This window comes from Paenibacillus luteus (assembly GCF_006542765.1).
Taxonomy (GTDB): domain Bacteria; phylum Bacillota; class Bacilli; order Paenibacillales; family Paenibacillaceae; genus Pristimantibacillus; species Pristimantibacillus luteus.
Genome location: NZ_SKCD01000033.1, coordinates 380,104 through 398,500 on the forward strand (window position 1 = coordinate 380,104; position 18,397 = coordinate 398,500).

At 46.4% G+C, this 18,397-nt stretch carries 14 protein-coding genes; 12 read left to right on the forward strand and 2 right to left on the reverse strand.

Features of this window, described 5'->3' with window-relative positions:
* Positions 1-75: 75 nt before the first annotated feature.
* The 7 genes from E0496_RS23880 to E0496_RS23910 all read left to right on the forward strand — a co-directional run bounded on the left by E0496_RS23880 (position 76) and on the right by E0496_RS23910 (position 10,532).
* Positions 76-2,250, forward strand: a complete 2,175-nt coding sequence (locus tag E0496_RS23880) for a hypothetical protein (protein ID WP_141504262.1) — start codon at positions 76-78, stop codon at positions 2,248-2,250.
* A gap of 27 nt (positions 2,251-2,277) precedes the next feature.
* Positions 2,278-3,576 (forward strand): ABC transporter substrate-binding protein, encoded by a 1,299-nt coding sequence (locus E0496_RS23885; RefSeq protein WP_141504263.1) that lies wholly within the window; start codon positions 2,278-2,280, stop codon positions 3,574-3,576.
* A gap of 54 nt (positions 3,577-3,630) precedes the next feature.
* A complete protein-coding gene (locus E0496_RS23890; RefSeq protein ID WP_141504264.1) occupies positions 3,631-4,500 on the forward strand; it encodes a carbohydrate ABC transporter permease in 870 nt (289 codons plus the stop codon).
* Positions 4,497-5,300, forward strand: coding sequence for a carbohydrate ABC transporter permease (locus E0496_RS23895; protein ID WP_141504265.1), 804 nt, complete (start codon positions 4,497-4,499; stop codon positions 5,298-5,300). The genes E0496_RS23890 and E0496_RS23895 overlap by 4 nt, the downstream gene beginning before the upstream one ends.
* 36 nt (positions 5,301-5,336) lie before the next feature.
* Complete coding sequence (locus tag E0496_RS23900; RefSeq protein ID WP_141504266.1) at positions 5,337-6,923, forward strand: response regulator transcription factor; 1,587 nt, start codon at positions 5,337-5,339, stop codon at positions 6,921-6,923.
* Positions 6,923-8,629: a sensor histidine kinase gene (locus E0496_RS23905; protein WP_141504267.1), complete on the forward strand. Its 1,707-nt coding sequence runs from the start codon at positions 6,923-6,925 to the stop codon at positions 8,627-8,629. The genes E0496_RS23900 and E0496_RS23905 overlap by 1 nt, the downstream gene beginning before the upstream one ends.
* A gap of 277 nt (positions 8,630-8,906) precedes the next feature.
* A complete protein-coding gene (locus E0496_RS23910) occupies positions 8,907-10,532 on the forward strand; it encodes an S-layer homology domain-containing protein (protein ID WP_161601538.1) in 1,626 nt (541 codons plus the stop codon).
* Between the two features lie 187 nt (positions 10,533-10,719).
* Here E0496_RS23910 and E0496_RS23915 read toward each other — a convergent pair whose 3' ends face one another.
* A complete protein-coding gene (locus E0496_RS23915; RefSeq protein ID WP_141504269.1) occupies positions 10,720-11,550 on the reverse strand; it encodes an AraC family transcriptional regulator in 831 nt (276 codons plus the stop codon).
* A 98-nt stretch (positions 11,551-11,648) separates the two neighbouring features.
* On the opposite strand from E0496_RS23915, the gene E0496_RS23920 reads away from it, so the two are divergent.
* On the forward strand, positions 11,649-13,952 hold the full coding sequence (locus E0496_RS23920) for a glycoside hydrolase family 95 protein (protein WP_141504270.1): 2,304 nt from the start codon (positions 11,649-11,651) through the stop codon (positions 13,950-13,952).
* A gap of 102 nt (positions 13,953-14,054) precedes the next feature.
* On the opposite strand, the gene E0496_RS23925 is transcribed toward E0496_RS23920, so the two are convergent.
* Positions 14,055-14,669 (reverse strand): class I SAM-dependent methyltransferase, encoded by a 615-nt coding sequence (locus E0496_RS23925; RefSeq protein ID WP_141504271.1) that lies wholly within the window; start codon positions 14,667-14,669, stop codon positions 14,055-14,057.
* Between the two features lie 115 nt (positions 14,670-14,784).
* On the opposite strand from E0496_RS23925, the gene E0496_RS36255 reads away from it, so the two are divergent.
* The 4 genes from E0496_RS36255 (at position 14,785) to E0496_RS23940 (ending at position 18,334) form a co-directional block, all read left to right on the forward strand.
* On the forward strand, positions 14,785-14,937 hold the full coding sequence (locus E0496_RS36255; RefSeq protein WP_206669843.1) for a hypothetical protein: 153 nt from the start codon (positions 14,785-14,787) through the stop codon (positions 14,935-14,937).
* A 199-nt stretch (positions 14,938-15,136) separates the two neighbouring features.
* Complete coding sequence (locus E0496_RS23930; RefSeq protein WP_141504272.1) at positions 15,137-15,610, forward strand: DinB family protein; 474 nt, start codon at positions 15,137-15,139, stop codon at positions 15,608-15,610.
* A 108-nt stretch (positions 15,611-15,718) separates the two neighbouring features.
* Entirely contained in the window at positions 15,719-16,999 is a 1,281-nt protein-coding gene (locus E0496_RS23935) for a DUF445 domain-containing protein (protein WP_141504273.1), read from the forward strand.
* Complete coding sequence (locus E0496_RS23940; RefSeq protein ID WP_141504274.1) at positions 17,000-18,334, forward strand: DUF445 domain-containing protein; 1,335 nt, start codon at positions 17,000-17,002, stop codon at positions 18,332-18,334.
* The last annotated feature ends 63 nt before the right edge of the window (positions 18,335-18,397 follow it).

Consider the following 18,397-nt stretch of genomic DNA (forward strand, 5'->3'; position numbering starts at 1 on the left):
ATGGGAAGTTTATTGCATCGACCCCAATGCTACACTTCGTTACATTTGAATTAATCTATGAAGTGGGGTGAGTACATGATTACAATTTGTTTTCTAGAAGACCAAGGACTTTTCCCACAATTGCATTGGGAAGCTGCGGGTGGACAGCAAGAGATTACGGTTAAACTGCCGATAACGGCTCATTATTTAGATCAGACGACAGTCACGATGAACTATCACCATGTTCGTCAGCTTTCAGCAGGGGAATGGCAGGCTGAAGCTGAATGGACTCACGCAGGATACGCCTTTACCGTCAGCGACCGTTGGGCAGCAGTAGCTAATCGCGTTACACTGCATCGAAGTCTCAAAGCCGTTGAAACAGAGGCAGAAGCAAAGCCAAATGGATTGCAGCTTCAGCTTCGGGCAGGATTGGTAGATACAGGAGAATGGCGGTTTTGTGCGCCTGCAACCCATTATTCGGAGCCCGGAACGTTGGCTTCGTTCACCGAGGCCAAATCCTATATGGATGACCGCTTGACGTATCCGGTTATGATTGGCTACCGCCCAGAAAGACTGGAATCCGTTTCGCTTGGCCGGATTAAGCTGCCAGAGGTGACGAATAAGCCACGACGGACGGCTGCAAAGGAGAATCGTTATTTGCAGGAAACGGAAGTGGGATCACTTGGTTATGCGGTGGAAGGAGGAAAGGAGCTGTTTCTGGAAGCTTATTGGCCCTATCATGAAGGCGACCGCAGCGTTGCGCTGAATGCGAATCGAACGCCTGTATCCGCGTTTTATCCGCTCGAAGGGGACACGCTGGAAATGGAGCTGGCTTATGACCTGCGGATAGGCAGTGCAGAACATTTCGCAGACGCGGTGTATTCCACTTTCAAAACGTATGCCGAGCTGCAACAGACCAAGCCGGCAAGGCTTCCTTTCACCCTTGTAAAATCAATGGAATACCGTAATGTTTCCTTGCGCAGCAGCTACCGAGAGCTTGCGAATGGAGTGGCAGGATTCTTTTTCCACTTTGATCCTAGACATGGTTACTTATCCGAACCTTCAGGCTTTGGTACATCGTTTAATAATATTCCGCATGAATCTTACACGCGCATTTTGGAATATGGTTTTACAGGGCGGCAAATTAATACGGCATACTTGCTTGCCAAGTCCGATGGCGGCGAATGGTTGGAGAATGGAAGAAAGGTTACCCAGTTTTTCGTTGACCGGCTGGCTACCTCTTCAGGTTTCCTCTATTCCTTATTCGATATCGAGAAGGACAAGCCGTTTGCTTCCTTCGGTGAACCGGGCGCTCCTAAGCTTCATTATATTTCTCATGGTGATATTCCGGGAAACTATCTGCGTACGATGGTAGAGCCAGCGTTCGACCTGCTGTTAAACTATCAGCTTTACTCATCGCAAAACTGGGAACAACCTTCATGGTGGGAAACAACTGAACGGTTTGCACGCTTCCTGCTGGACCATCAGAACGATGATGGCTCATGGTACCGTGCGTATGAGCCGAATGGCAAACCGCTTAAAAATGCAGAAGGATTTGGCCTTAACGAGTTTTCATCGAAATCGGCGAGCTCGATTCCTATTTTATATCTAATTGCTATGGGGAATGCTTCAGGTGAGCTGGGGCGGCCATACTATGATGCCGCAAGAAGAGCAGGAGATTATGTTCTAACGACCTACGTGCCACAGGATTTCTACGTGGGGGGCACACTGGACAATCCGAACGTGATTGATAAAGAAGCTGCACAATATACAATGGCGGCTTTATACGGCTTGTATAAACTGACGGGGGAAAAAAGATATTTGCAAGGTGCGGTCAGAGCAGGTAAAATATTCATCTCTTGGAATTATATTTGGAATGCTCCTCATTTTTCGGGCACAGAGCTTGCTAGAGTACAGTTTCAAACGGTTGGCATGGGCGGCATCAATTCTATATGGGGGGGCGGCGTTGTCGATATTTACTCGCTGTTTCACTTAGAAGAGCTGGACGGCTTAGGCGCTGAAGCAGGAGAGCCGTTTTTCCGCTCCATGGCACAATGGATTGCGATTGGTACGCAGCAGCTGCTGTCCCACCCGGGAGACTTAATGGGCTTTACTGATTTAGGCATGCAGCCGGAAGGCTTTGGCATTTGCAACCAAGGCATTGATGAGGGGATGATTGGCAAAGGTGATATTTGGGGGACTTTAGGCTGGATTTATTCTGCGGGAATCTATGGATTAGGCAAATATTTGGACAATAGAAACGAAAACTGATTTGAATAGAAGGGGAGGAATTTTTGCATGAAGAAAAAATGGATAGGCGGAGCTGTATCATTATTGCTTGTACTGTGTCTTGTCATTTCAGGCTGTTCAAGCAAGAATAGCGAAACGGCAGGGGGCGAGGCGGCATCCGATGAGAAACAAGTGGATCTGACACTGCTCAGCAGCTGGAGCACGGATACAGAGCGAGGTAAAGCGCTGCAAACGGTAGTCGAGAATTTCAACAAGAAAAATGAGAACAAGATTAAAGTTAATGTGGATATTAACCCGGATTGGCCTGCGCTGCAGCAGAAAGTCAAAACGATGATTGCTGCGGGCCAGACGCCAGACATCTTCAACTATAACTTTAACCCTAACGATCTCTCCCGCCAAAAGTCAGGCAAATTGCTGAATTTGACGGAATATATGGATGACGCATGGAAGTCGCGTTTTACGGAGCAGGATTTGCAAGCGATGACTGTGGACGGGGAATTGACATCGATTCCGTTTGAGAAAGCGGGCATTCTGTTTTACTACAACAAGGATTTGTTTGCCAAAGCGGGCATAGAAGCATTCCCGACGACATGGGATGAATTTTTTGATGTTTGTGAGAAGCTGAAGGATGCGGGCATTACGCCAATCTCGCTCATGACAGCCGATGATGCATGGCATGCGACTAACGCCTTTTCGTACTTAGCAGCAAGCTTGGGAGGTACAAGCGTATTTGATGCAGGCAAGTCTCTCGATACGCCTGAAGTAGTGAAAGCAGCTGAATATATGAAGAAACTCTTCGGATACACGACAGCTGATGCGCTAGGCGGCAACTATTCGGTCAGCAGCAATAACTTCCTTACTGGCAGCACGGCTATGATTATCGATGGTCCATGGCTGATTGGATCCATTAGTGAAGAACTTTCTCCTTCCATTGCAGTTGCAGCTAGCCCAACGTTTGGCGATGGCAAGGTACAGCCAGGTTTTACCGTGACGGACACTTACACCCCTTGGTCATTGGGCAAGACGAACTCCAAGGAAAAAGAGGAGGCTGCGGTTGACTTTCTCAAATACATGACTTCGGAAGAAAGCTCCAAAATCTTTACATTAGAAGGCAGTATTCTGCTCTCCACTAAGCTTACTTTAACGGAAGAAGAAACAACGCAAGCCGGACCTATTTTAGGTGAATACATCAAGACAAACAGCGAAGCACCAGAAAGCATTGTCAATCTGGTCCGCAACCTTAAGCCAGCAGCAGCATCCAAGCTGCCAGCGCTTATTGAAGGCATGATGTTTGACCGCTATACACCAGAACAATTTGTTAAACAGCTGCAAGCGGCTAACCAATAAGATGATGGAGGGGAGGGAAACCTCTCCTCTGTTTTTGAAAGGGGCATGTGAACGATGACATCTAGGCAAATCTACCTCTATCTGGTTCCGGCCTTGCTGTTTACGGTTGTTTTTTTTATCTTTCCTCTTGCGTATGTATTATTCGTGAGCTTGCAGGAGTGGGATGGACTTAGCGGCATGAATTTTGTCGGCCTTGATAATTTTCGATACCTCTTCGAAGATGCTGCCTTCAAAACAGCAATGGTGAATACGATGTATTGGATTTTAGCGGGAACTTTGCTGCATACTCCGCTAGGTCTGCTGCTTGCACTCCTATTATTTAGTAAACCGAAAGGCTGGAAATGGTTGCGGACTTTGTTTTTTTTGCCGAATGTCATCTCCACGACAGCACTTGCCTTTCTATGGTACTTTGTTCTGCATGTCAGTCTGGGATTAGTCAACAACTCGCTCAAGGGTGTCGGTCTGGAATCCTGGGCACGCCCGTGGCTGAGCGACCCCAGCATGTCAGTCTTCGCAAGCATGATTCCTTTTGTCTTATATATAGGTTTCACTATGGTTATTTTCTTAACGCAGATGTCGACGATTTCACAAGAGTTTTACGAGGCTGCTGAAATCGACGGTGCGACGAGAGCGCAGATGGATTGGCATATCACCGTGCCGCTGGTGAAAAGCGCAATTGGCATCAATATTATTTTCAATACGGCATATTGTTTGCGCATGTTTGAGTACCCGCTCTTAATGACGGGCGGCGGTCCAGCCGATTCCTCTATTAATATGTCTCTATTCATCTATCGTGAGATGATCTCGGCTAATCGCTATGGCATTTCCATGGCTGCCGGCTTAATGACGATAGTGATGGGGACGATTATGATGGGCATCGTTTTTGGCAGCTTGCGCTTGTCGGAGAGGAGGAGACCACGGTGAAAGTGTTGCGCTGGATATGTATACTATTGTTTATGATGGTTACGTTAGTCCCTTTTGTATGGCTCATTCTGTCATCCTTCAAAACGAATCAGGAATTATTTTCGGCACCGTTTGCGCTGCCGGATAAATGGATGATTGAAAATTATGAAAAAGTACTGACGAGTCATCCGATCCCGCATTATTTTCTGAATTCCACCTTTATTGCAATTGTTTCAACCTTAATTGGTGTTGTGCTAGCCACTTTAGTTTCGTATGCTTTTATGTATTCTTTCAAATTTAAGGCAGGCTGGTTGCTGATCATTACCTTTGGAATATTCATTCCCACCAATGCGTTCATCGTTCCATATTATTTTATTGTGAACTGGTTGGGATTTTACGATACGCTGTTTGGTGTAGCTCTTGTTTATGCCGGAGTTTCTCTGCCGCTATGCATATTAATAGTCAAAACCTATATGGACTCGATTCAGAAAGAACTGCTGGAAGCTTCCTTTATAGATGGAGCAGGCGTGCATCGCTCCTTTATTAGCGTCATCCTGCCGATTTCTTATCCCGGAATGACAACAGCAAGCATTTTTCTAATAATAACGGCATGGAACGAGCTGCTATTTGCATCTCTACTTACGCAAAGCGAGGGAACGCGTACTCTCCAAGTGGCCATTCGCTTCTTCTTATCGACATTTTCTGCTAATTATCCGGTTGCTTTTGCGGCGATGGTGATAGCAGTCATTCCAACTATTGTCATCTATTCGCTGCTAAGCGAGAAAATAATAAGTGGACTAACGGCAGGTGCCGTGAAATAATCGATCTGAAAAGATAGCTTGAGGAGGATTTGCAGCATGAGGGTATTGATAGTCGATGATGAGGTTGTTATCCGAGACGGACTTCGTACATTAATAGACTGGAGAGAATCTGGTTTTAATGAAGTACTGGATGCCAAAAATGCATCGGACGCAATTAAAATCATTGAATATAAGAAGCCCGATGTGGTACTGACGGACATTTTTATGCCGGGCATGTCGGGCCTCGATTTTGCCAAAATGATTCGGGATCAATATCCGGACATTCGTTTTGTCATTTTGAGCGGGTATGAGAAATTCGAATATGCGAAGAGAGCGGTAGAAATAGGTGTCGCAAAATATTTGGTTAAGCCTATATTTCCAGAAGAATTAAAGGAAACCATGGAAGAGCTAAGGGATGAAATACTAGTAGAGCATCAAGCAAAAAATTGGAATGAGATGGCCCAAATTCGCTTGGATGAATATAAGCCTATCATTGCGGAAAAGTTTTGGAGCGACTTGCTCTCTGGCACATTGTCATCTGCTGGAATGATTCAGGGGCGAGCGGAGACTGCGGATATTTCACTTGTTTATTCTTCTTATACTTGTCTCGCAATCGAGATTTGCAATGTGGAGAGTCTCATGGAAAATGAGGGAGAGCGGGAGCTTTGGCTGAACCGATTCTCTATTCGTAAGGTTATTGAGGAGTTGAATACGGATAGCGTCGTTTATATTTACGATCATTCCGAAGCGGTATTGCTTTGTGTGATGGCAGGTTCCGCCAGTACGGAAGTTTGGAAAAAAACAGCAGATACGATCAGACGCACGCTTAAAATCGAGATCAATATTGGCGTAGGCAGCTGCTGCCATGATATTTCCGAGGTCTGGGCTTCTTCGCTGGAAGCTCTTGATAGTGTGAAATATTTGGCTATTTTGGAGCAGACAGGTTTCATTCGGTTCGAGGATATCCCCGCTTGGAAGAAGGATCATGTGGAATATCCTTATGATGAAGAGAAGCAATTGCTTGAAATTTTGCGTTACCGTGATCAGATTAATGAACAGGCGATGGACACTTTCATAGATATGGTCATGCAGCAAAATCCGTCGCCGCAAATGCTGCGGCTGACTTGTGTGCAGCTGCTTGGAGCGGTCTATCGGCTGGTTGACGAATATGGCATTGATTCGGTTCCAACCTTCAATCAAAGCGTATCCCGCCTAAACGCTCTGTCTTCCTATACGCGGATTCAAAAGGAATTTATTGCGCTATTTACGGATATTATCGCTTGGAGAAAAACGCATCACGCCAGCTTTGTGAGCCAGTTGGTTGATGGAGCTGTGCAAATTATTATGAACCGTTATCATGATGCGAATCTAAGCGTGGCTTCTATCGCGCAAACGGTTTGCATTTCGCCTAACTATCTATCGCGCATTTTTCATCAACAGATGGGCAAGACCTGCGTGGAATTCATGACAGAATGTCGTTTGGAAGAAGCGAAGAGGCTACTTCAGTTAACTAACCATAAAAACTATGAAATTGCGGAGAAGGTTGGTTATGCCAACGCTCATTATTTTAGCTCCATGTTCAAAAAGAATGTCGGCTTGTCTCCAAGCGGATATCGCGATTACCATCAGGAGACAGAAAGCTGATGCGGACGATCCGCTCGCAGATGATGCTGTTTTTTTCCCTGCTTATTCTCATTCCAATCATCATAAGCTGCACTAACTTGTATTACTCGCTGCAAAGCTATTTAAAGGAAAGTTATATGAGGCAGCAGGATCAATCGATTAACAATTTAGCTTCCGAACTCAACGATTGGCGATTTCAGCTGGAGGAGCTTTCTTTGCTGTTATTTGGCGATAAGCGAATTCAACAATTTCTAATTCACCCCAATTTGGAACGGTCAAGAGAGCAGCTTCAGAGAGCCATCGAATTTAGGCAGGCTTTGCAGACCTATGGAGGAACGCGCAAGGTTGAATACTCCATTTATATTGCCCGTATGAATGGTACGATCTATGGGGATGGGCTCGTTTCAAAATACGACAGTTATATCAATTCCCGAAAGGCTGAAGCAGCGAAATACAGAGGAAAAGCTGTATGGGAATACGTGGACGAACTGGATACCGTCGTATTGTATCGGCAAATTAACAATAATGAAGTAGATTTGCAAAAGCCAATCGGTTATCTGTTTCTGTTCATCGACACTAGCGATCTAGAAAAAACGATAGCCAGATACAAGGTAGATAATTATCAACAGTATGCGGTTTACAATAACGATAGAACATTTGAAATTCGAACGGATACGAAGAAGGGTCGCGAGTTGGTTCATGATTTTAAAAACCAAGGCAACGTGCTCTTGCACAAGGCGTTTGAAGACAGCGAAGATTATATCACGTTTGTAGAGCCGCGTTCCGATTGGACTATCGTATCCTGGATCTCGAAAAAAGATATTTTGCGGCCTGCACGCGATTTGTTTTTTGGCATTCTATTTATCGCCTGTGTGCTAATTTTGTTTTGCGTGTTTATGGTTCTATTTTTATCCCATCGCATGACTAAGCCATTACATAAGGTCCAACAACAAATGAAGCTGATAGGGGAAGGAATCTTTTTATTTAAAATGCCTGTGGTGCGAAATGACGAAGTAGGCGAGCTGGCGACGGCCATGAATAGAATGTCCGATGAGATATTAAGTCTTATTCAGAAGAACCGGGAAGAGGAAGCTAAGCGCAGACTTCTTCAATTGCAGACGCTGGAATATCAGATTAACCCGCATTTCCTCTACAATACGCTTGATTCCGTTAACATGCTGGCACGCAAGCACAAGGACCCCATTATCGCCGATATCGTCACATATCTCTCTCGTTTGTTCCGGATTGGCCTGAACCAGGGACGCGAATTAATTACGGTGAAGGAAGAGGTCCGTCATGTCACCTACTATCTGAAAATACAGGAAATCCGATTTGCCGGCCAACTATTCTGGGATGTGGATATGGATGATCAGCTAGCAGAGGTCAAAATGATTAAATTTATTTTGCAGCCGCTTGTCGAGAATAGTATCAATCACGGCATACGTAGACGTGAGACGCCTGGACATATTCATATCCGCGTATCAAAGGATGAAGAGTTCTTTATGCTCGAAGTGGAGGATGACGGCATTGGAATCGCACCCGAGCATCTGGAGCGCATTCGGCAATCGCTTGAGGAGGATGATAGCAACGAGGAGCGGGATCATGGTTTTGGCCTGCGCAATGTTCATCAACGGCTGAAGCTGCATTACGGTCTTCCTTGCGGGCTTCAATTCAAGAGCGTAGAAGGAAAAGGAACGACAGTAAGCGTAAAATTACCGATAAAATAGGAAAAATGAAGACACCATCCTGCTGACAGCTACTTATACAAAGCTCAGAGAACAAAAGGAGGCTCAATATCATTTTTAAAGCCTACTAAAAAGTTTTCTGTCAGAAAAAAAGTACGGCCTCTCAAGAAAAGTTGAGGAGGCCGTACTTTTTTTATTTTCATACAGATCAAGAACTACCACAAGCTGGGCTTATTGGACTTTTACTGGAAAATACGATATGATTCTATCGATTCGTCTGTTAGATTACTAGTTTAGGCTCGAAAGGATGAGGGATAACGTGAGATTAAAGGCAAAAACAGCAATGCTTATTGGAATTCTAATGATGTTTGTGATCGGAACGTCTATGCAGGCGTTTGCCTATGACGCGCAATTAAAACCATATCGTGATGTGCCTGCGACAGATTGGGCAGCAGAATCGATTTACCGGTTAGTCGCTTTAGGCGTCGTATCCGGATATGAAGATGGCACTTATCGCCCTAATACAGAGCTTACTAGAGAAGCGTTCGTCAAGTTGCTGGTCGAATCGGTGAAGCCGGTCATTAGTGAAGAGAAGAAGACGGTATTGGCAGATGTGTCGAAGGATCGCTGGTCCTATAGCTTCATTAAGCAAGCCTATGATGCCGGATGGCTGGACTTGCTCATAAAGGATGGTAAGTTTGCTCCTAGCACAAGCATTAAGCGTGAGGAAGTAGCGGCTTTGACGGCATTCGCGCTGCTGCAGGACAAATCGGCCGAAGAGAAGCAGCAGTGGCTGGCTGCGGGCTGGCTGGATGCACACAAGGCAGTAGCCTTTGGTGATGCGGATCAAATCGACAAAGCGCTTGCTCCATATGTCTTGAGGACGTATTCGGATGCCATTATGCAAGGGGACAATAAAGGCCTTTTTCTACCGAAAAAGCCATTAACGAGACGCGAGGCAGCGGCCATTGTGGATCGGATGATCGGCTTCCGCAGCAGCGCCCATTCGCTAGAAATTTCAGCCTTTTATGCCGCTGGCAGACCGTATAAGAAAAACGAGCGTTTCGCTTCCGCTGACGAGGTGATCTTCGACTGGGCCAAGCTCGATTATCAAGGCGAAGGCCAGGCAGCGGTCGCTCTAGCGCTGCCTAGCGACTGGAAGCAGACGCTTTCTGCCGCAGAGGCTAGCGGATCGACCAAGACGCTAATGATATTTGCAAATACGACGCTTCAGAAGCTGGGGCCGTTTCTACTGGATGCTGAAGCACGTCAGGCATTCGCCACGTCGCTTGGCGAAGTTTATGCCGATCCTTCCTACGACTTCGACCGTGTTGCTATAGATTTTGAAGGGCTTGTGCCTGCAACGTACAAAGAGCCTTTGATAGAGCTGCTTCTTGCTGTGAAGGATAAGCTGGGCAGCGAGGCGGAAATGACCGTTGCTGTACCGCCTTCCTATTATTATGCTGGTTACGACTACAAGCGGATTGGCGAGCTGGCTGACCGCGTAGTAATGATGGCTTATGAATTTACGCATGAAGAAAGTGGGCTGCCGTCTGCGCCATTGACGCTGGTAGGCGATTCCGTGCGCGATGCGCTTGCTTATATTCCGGCTGATAAGCTGCTGCTAGGGATATCGAAGCAGGCGAATCAATGGACGACGAAAGAGGATGGGACCAAAGAGTTTTTTCGCTCACCTGCAATTGCAGCAGTGGAAGAGCGGATTGCTCAGCCTGACACGACGTCAGTCATGCAGCTGCCTTATTTTTTAAATCAAATTACTTTTAAAGATACGAGAGGCTCGCATCTGCTTTGGTACGAGAATACGGACAGTATCCAAGCGAAGATGCGTTTGGCAAAGGAGCTAGGCCTGCGGGGCGTAGCCGTCTGGCAAATGAATCAGCTTACGGACAAAGACTGGTCTATGATCTCTACGTTTAATCAGTAAGGCTTGCCCATTACGAAATCGTTTCTATTCGTAAGAAATGATGTTGTGCATATCTTTTTAAGAGAATCCGGCACTTGAGCCTCGCAGCAGCTGCGAGGCTCTTAGTTTTATACCCACATATCTTAGTTTCGTCCATCGTCAATCGGTGAATGCGCTTTTATAATGAAATTGACGTTAGACGAATGCGCTATCCGGAATAAGCAGCGCGGTATTCGGTAGGGGAAAGACTGGTTTCTTTGCGGAAAAATTTCGTGAAATGATTCGTTTCTTTAAAGCCGGTTTGATCGGCGATTTCCTTGATACTGAAAGAGGTTGTCGTTAATAGCTGCTTGGCGCGTTCGGTTCGTTTGCGGCTGACATATTTTAGCGGCGGAATACCGAAATGTTTTTTGAAATAGGCGCTAAAATAATTCGGGTGCAAATGGAGGGCTTCTGCCATTTGATCGATGCTAATGCTTGTATGAAGACGACTGTCCACATACTGTTGGATGACGTTCAAGCGATTAATTTCCTCGGTGCGGTGTTGAAGCACTTGAATAGGCACCGCTTCGAGAAAACGGCTAACGATCTCTAGCAGCGCCGACTTCTCGCGAAGCCGCGCTACAATGGTATTTTGCTCATGCCAACCAATCATTTCTCGAAACAAATCAATGAGCCTATCAGGATCTTCAACGTCTAGGCAAAGAGGAACGCCAATCCACTGAAACAGGTCGAAGGGGCCGGCCATAATGTTGAAGTGGCACCAATATTTTAAATAGGGACGATTGTTTAAGGTGGAGAAGGATACCCTCGTATGTGCGGGAACGAGAAATAATTGTCCAGGCTTCGGATAATAATCTTTGTCACCGATTTGAATCCAGCCTTCTCCCTCACAAATGTAATACAGCTTATTGAATTCGGGAACGGTATTGCTCTCGCTCCAATCGTGGGAGACTTGCGTTTTATGCGTAATCAGCAGTTGTAGCTGCAGCGATTGCAGCAAATCAGATAATGCGTGTTGTTCGCTTTTTTGAATCACCTGCGGGCACCGCCGTCCAAGTTTTTAGTAGCAATAATACTATAGTAATGGATTGACTGCGCAAATAAAAGATCAGTAATCGAAAAGGAGATTCGTATATGAAGCTGCAAACGGAAAACCGCTTATGGTACAAGCAGCCTGCACGCATTTGGGAGGAAGCTCTTCCAGTAGGCAACGGCAAGCTCGGAGGCATGATATTCGGAAATCCTGTGCACGAGAGAATTGCGTTGAATGAAGATAGCGTATGGTATGGCGGTCCGCGTGACCGAAATAATCCGGATGCTTTGCCGCATTTGGAGGAAATTCGAAGTCTGCTCAAAGAAGGACGCTTGCAAGAAGCGCATTCGTTATCCGCTATGGCTCTCTCGGGTGTTCCGGAGACCCAGCGTCATTATATGCCGCTTGGCGATTTACAATTGTCTTTCCGTTACAAAGACAATAGTGAAGTACATGCGTACTCGCGGGAACTGAATTTAAAAAATGGAATTGCAGCAGTGGCCTACAGTAAAGGGGGCACGACCTATCAACGTGAAACCTTTGCAAGCTTTCCTGATGAGGCGCTTATTAGCAGATTCACAGCAGATCAGCCGGGAAGTATCAGCTTCACTGCTCGACTAGTGCGCGGACGGAACCGTTATTATGATGAACTAGTCAAAGCAGATGAGAACACGATCGTTATGCGTGGGATGTGCGGAGGGTCAGGAGGCTCAGACTTCCGAACGGCCTTGCGAGCGGCAGCTGTTGGAGGGACGGTTACAATTATCGGCGAGCATCTTGTTGTTGAAGGCGCAGACAGCGTAACACTCATACTGACAGCCGCGACGACGTTCCGTCAAATCGATCCTGAAGCCTATGCCGTGAATACGGGAGCAAATGCAGCGTTAAAGGAATATGAAATATTAAAGATTCGCCATATCAAAGATTTTTGCGTGCTTTCGGAGCGGGTGAATATTCAATTATCAGCCGCTAGCTCTGATAATGACGGATTGCCAACGGATGAACGGCTGAGGCTTGTTCAAGAAGGCAAGGAAGACATTGGTCTGATGGCACTGTACTATGAGTTTGGCCGATATTTGCTTATTTCGAGCAGTCGGCCGGGGTCGTTGCCAGCTAACCTGCAGGGTATCTGGAATGAACAGATGCTGCCGCCTTGGGATAGTAAATATACGATTAATATCAATGCGCAAATGAATTACTGGCATGCAGAATCCGGCAATTTGGCAGAATGCCATGAGCCGTTGTTTGAACTGATTGAGCGTATGCGTGAACCGGGCAGGGTAACGGCCAAGGCGATGTACGATTGTGGAGGATTTGTAGCCCATCATAATACAGATATTTGGGGAGATACAGCTCCGCAGGATATTTATTTGCCAGCCTCCTATTGGACAATGGGTGCTGCTTGGCTTTGCTTGCACCTATGGGAGCATTACGAGTATGGGTTAGACCATGTATTCCTTGCGCGGATCTATCCGACCCTGAAGGAGTCGGCGCAATTTTTTGTTGATTTCCTCACGGAAACGGATGAGGGCCTTCTTGTAGGGAATCCTTCCGTATCGCCGGAAAATACGTATATTTTGCCAAATGGCGAATCCGGAACGCTTTGTATTGGGGCGTCCATGGACAGCCAAATTTTATATGAATTGTTTACGGCCTGCGCCGAAGCCGCAAAAGTTCTGAACATTGACTCTGTAGAACAGCTGCAATGGGAGCAGTTGAGAGCACGATTGCCAGAGCCTGCAATAGGCAAGCATGGTCAAATTCAAGAATGGATGGAGGATTACGAGGAGGCAGAGCCTGGTCATCGCCATATCTCTCATCTGTTCGCGCTTCATCCCGGCAAGCGATTCACGGTAAGAGGAACGCCGGAGTGGGCAGCTGCATCAAGAGTTACGCTTGAGCGCAGGCTGGCGAATGGCGGCGGTCACACGGGCTGGAGCCGAGCTTGGATTATAAACTTCTGGGCAAGACTAGAGGATGGCGAGAAGGCGTACGAGAATGTGCAAGCGCTGCTTGGACACTCTACGCTTCCGAATTTATTCGATAACCATCCGCCTTTCCAAATTGACGGCAACTTCGGCGGAGCGGCCGGCATGACGGAAATGCTGCTTCAAAGCCATGCTGGGAGCATTCATTTATTGCCCGCTTTGCCTGCGGCATGGACAGCTGGCGAAATCACAGGTTTGCGAGCGAGAGGCGGCTTTGAGGTTGATATCCGCTGGGCTGCCGGGAAGCTGGTTGAGGCGCATATTCGTTCAAATGCAGCGAATAACTGCGTTTTACAAGCCGAGGGTTCGTTTGTTGTGACGAATAATGGTCTGGAAATAACGGATTTGATTCAACAAGATGGGCTTCTAAGCTGGACGGCGATGGCTGGCAGTGAATATGTGATTTCCGCAAAATAATAATGGTAACAACGTATGAGCAACAGGGATTCTATCCAGTTAAGTGGATAGAATCCCTGTTTTTTTTTCGAGTTTGTTGCTACTGAAAGAAGCAAGCTTCTTTCAGTAGCTTTTTTTCAATATAATAAAGCTCGCGGATGACAGTTCTTTATGTTTTTGCTCAAGAATGCTCAACATTTGGTAATCGGTATAAGCCTCTAGATGCTGCATAATATCCCGATCCTGGATCGTCGGAACGACATTTGGCTCGTTGGCGCCTGTAATTCGCGTATACAAAATGACGTAGCTCGCTTGGCACGAGAAAATGTCGTCTAGTGTTTTGCGAAAATCGTTATTGTCAGTAATATGATAAAGGACATCCAGACAAACGACGAGTTCGCTCGATAAAAAACCATGGTTTACGAAATGCCGAGGATTGTAGGGGAGAAAGCTTTTGGTGAGATCTCCGGCAAATCTTTGCGCACAGATGTCGATGGAGGAATTGGCGACGTCCAAGCCTAAATATTGCCCGTATTTCATGAGGGAGATTTGATTCCCATCTCCGCATCCGAATTCAATGACTTTCTGGATGCTATGTTCTTCTATAAAGTCATTAATGATCTCTGCTTTAAAGTCAGCCAGCACACCGTACGAGCCGCTGCCTGATGTACCGCCTTTGGCGTAATTGTTTTCCCAATAGGACTTATAGTCAAATATATTGTTATTTTCTTCGGACATATCGATCGTCTGCCTCCTCTAAGTCACATTTTTCGTATCAACCACCAGTATATGTCCATCGGCTTCCGTCAGAACCAGGAAAATGCAGGAAGGATAATAACGTACATTTGAAGAAATGGAGTATGAATCGATTGCTGTAGCGCTGTTTCAATGGACGTTAACCGAGTGGGTCACGTTTATCTTTATGTCCTTCATGTGGCTTGCTGTATTCGTTTTTTTTCTAGGTGCGATGATTTTGTCTCTATTGGCCCTAGTACTCAAACGATGAATGAAGCCATTAGCTATTCAGTTGATAGCTTTGCTTCTTTTTTTCTTTTTTCCATTCAATGAGGTCGTTATTAACTATGACTTTTCTAAGCATTTGAAAGATAGAGAATTAGTCATCCAGATGATCGATTAACGGCCGCCTAAGGAATGGCCTATAACAGTAACTGACTGTCCCCATAAGTATGTAGGAGGCGAATAGTATGAACTATGAATTTAACAAAGAATGGTTAATTCTTAAATTTGAAGAAATCCGTAAACGGATCCTTAAAGCGGTTGACCAGTTGGATGAAGAACAGTTGAACTGGAGTCCGGATGAAACGAGCCACAGCATCGCAGTATTAATTTTTCATTTAAATGGTAATATTCAAGAAAGAATCGTGAAAGGTATTTTGCTGCAGAAATCGGATCATAACCGCGCGGATGAGCTGGTGAGCAATTATGTTCAGAAGAAGATGCTGGAACAAACGGTACAAGACGGATTTCAGCTTGTCATCGATACGATTCGTAGTCTTTCTGATGAGAGGCTTATGCAGACGCAGCAGGTGAGAAGCAGGAAGAGAACGAACCTCGATATGCTGCATCAGTGCGCTGCCCATTATTCCGAGCACATGGGACAAATTTTTTATATCGCCAAGCAATGTTTGAAGGGAAACTACAAATCCACCTCGATATAACGGGGGAAAAAGAGCGGCTGCGCATCAGAAACAATGCTCCATTGTTTCATACCCTGTAGTTATGGGATAATTACTTAGGTAAAGATCACCAGGAATGGAGCCCTAGCTATGAATAAATTCAGCATTAAGAAAAAGGCGGATCTTGCGCTGCTTTTTTCGGCTATCGGAATACTTGTCGCTTTTCCCTTTCATGATTCGTTTGTCGGAGGACTGCTGTTCTCGTTGTTCAGCGCCGCCACGATTGGCGGTTTGGCCGATTCCTTTGCCGTGAGCGCTTTATTCGGCAACCCTTTGAAGATCAAATGGCCGTTCTGGATGGGGACGAATATCATTTCCCGCAACCGCGAGCGCTTGATCGGCGAGCTTGTGAAGATGGTACAAAATGAGTTGCTGACCATTCCGAATATTCGGGAGCGGCTTGATGAATACAATATTGCGGACGTTCTCGTCACCTATTTGAAGCAGCATGGCGGCGAAGCGGGGATAAATGATATTTTGCAGCAGGTGGCCGATGATGTCATTACGACGATTAATTTGCAGGAGTTGGCTAAAATTGTACAAACCTTCCTGCTTGAGCATGCTGACTCGATTCCGGTTGCGGATATTGCAGCGGATGTTGGCGATTGGACGATTAAGAACGGCTATGATGACCGAATCATCGAATTTATTATCCCGGAGCTGATCAAGATCGTAAAGTCGGCTCCCTTTGGCTCCGTCATCAGTCAGATCGTCAACTCAGCCATCAAATCCTATGAAGGTGACCAATTTAGACGCAAGCTGATTGATGCAACTGCCGGGCTGGAAGCTGCCAATATTAGCGGCAGGCTGCAGGAGTGGCTTGTCTCTTTTTTGGAGAAATTCCATTCCGAAGAACATCCGCAGCGCCAGCAAATGAAGGCCTATATCATCCAGTTTGTTACTAGGCTGCGTACAGATGAGTTGCTGCGTAGCCAAATTGAAACGGGTAAGACCAAGCTTTTGGCTTCCGTGAAAGCGGATATTAAGCTGGATGTGTATATTCAGAAAGGACTCGAATCGCTGCGTCAGGCTGCAGCCGCCAATGCGGAAGGAGAGCTCGCAAGGTATCCATGGATCAAGGAGAAAATAAGCGAAGGCATCCGTTATGTGGAAGGAAATAACGAGCTGCTCTCACGCCTAGATCAATACGTGAAGACCACTGTACTGAAGTGGATGGAGCAGAAGCATTCCTATATCGGTAAAATGGTAAGCGACAAGCTCAGCAGCTTCTCCGAGCAGGAACTGATAGCGCTTGTGAAAGAGAAAGCCGGGCGCGATCTGCAATATATTCGCATTAACGGGATCGGCATCGGCGCTCTTATCGGCGTAGTGCTGCATTTGTTGACCTACTGGATTGGAGGGCAAGCTTAAATGGCAATGAGAAAAAAAGCAAACCGCAGCTTGATTTTGTTGGCCGTCTTGTTCATTATTGCCGCTTGCTGCTTATATGTTTTTCCAGAGCAATGGTGGACGCGCATGCTGCTGTATACGACAGAGGCGGGCCTAGTGGGCGCTTTAGCTGATTTGTTTGCCGTTACCGTGTTGTTCAGGCATCCGTTTGGCTGGAAGTGGATTCCCCATACCGCGATTATTCCCAAAAACCGCGATAAGCTGATTGAAGGCGTGGCCAATATGGTGGAGCAGCAGCTGTTAAGCAAGGATTTGCTGCAGGAGAAGGTCAAACAAATCTCGCTCGTTCAGATCGCGATTGCCTGGATCGACCGCCGGCCAAGCGGCATGCTTGCCGAGCAGGGCTGGACGTTAGTCTCGGGGCTGCTCGCCAAGCTGGACATGAAAGGGCTAGCCGTTGTGTTAGATGATAAAGCCCGCCAAAGCCTCGGAAAAATGAATTTATCCCCCTACGCGGGCAAAGGTCTGAAGTGGGTGATGGATCAAGGGAAATTCCAGAGCTGGGTCAGTCAGATCGTAGAGCTTGCGGCTGAGCGGGCAGCGGACGAGGATATGAAAATTGTAATTCGCGAGCTGCTTGGCAAGGAAAAGGAAAAGTTTGTTAACCAGGGAAGCATTTTTTCCAAATGGCTCAAAAAAATGGCAGTCGAAATTGCCGAATCGACAAATGCGCTAAATCTTGACGATGCAACGAATGTGCTGTTTAACGATCTGCAGCTCTTAATTCAAGATTTGCGCAATCCGCAGCACGAGCTTCGCGTTTTGCTTGAACAAATGGTGTACCAGCTGGCTGACAGCTTGCAAAGCCGCGAGGATGTCTCAGCCGCCGTGAATGAGTGGAGGGATGAGGTAATAGATAAGGTTTCACTTCTGCCTTCCATTGAAGCCTTGCTCGGAAATTTCAGGCAGCTGCTGATTCAGGAGCCAGAACTGAAGCTTGCTGTGCGGGAGAAGCATTCCGTTCATCAGGCCGACATCAAAGAGTTGATCAATCAATTCATCGCTTCCTACTGGGAGTGGTTCAAGGCGAGCGAGGAGACGAAGGGCTGGCTGGAGCAATACGCCCAGAAGTTCGTCCATAAGATGATCGATACCGAGCATGCCATCATCGGCGTTATCGTTCGCAAGACGCTGGACAGCTTTACCGAGCAGAAGCTGGTGCACTTTATCGAAAGCAAAGTAGAGACCGATTTGCAGCGCATTCGGTTGAACGGCGCGTATATCGGAGCCGCGCTTGGCGCAGCCTTCTACCTGCTTCTGTACGGCATCTACGAGCCTTTGCTGAAAATGCTATAGCCTATATAAATTAAAGCCTTCATCATTAGCGTGCCTAATGATGAAGGTTTTGTTTATTTATAA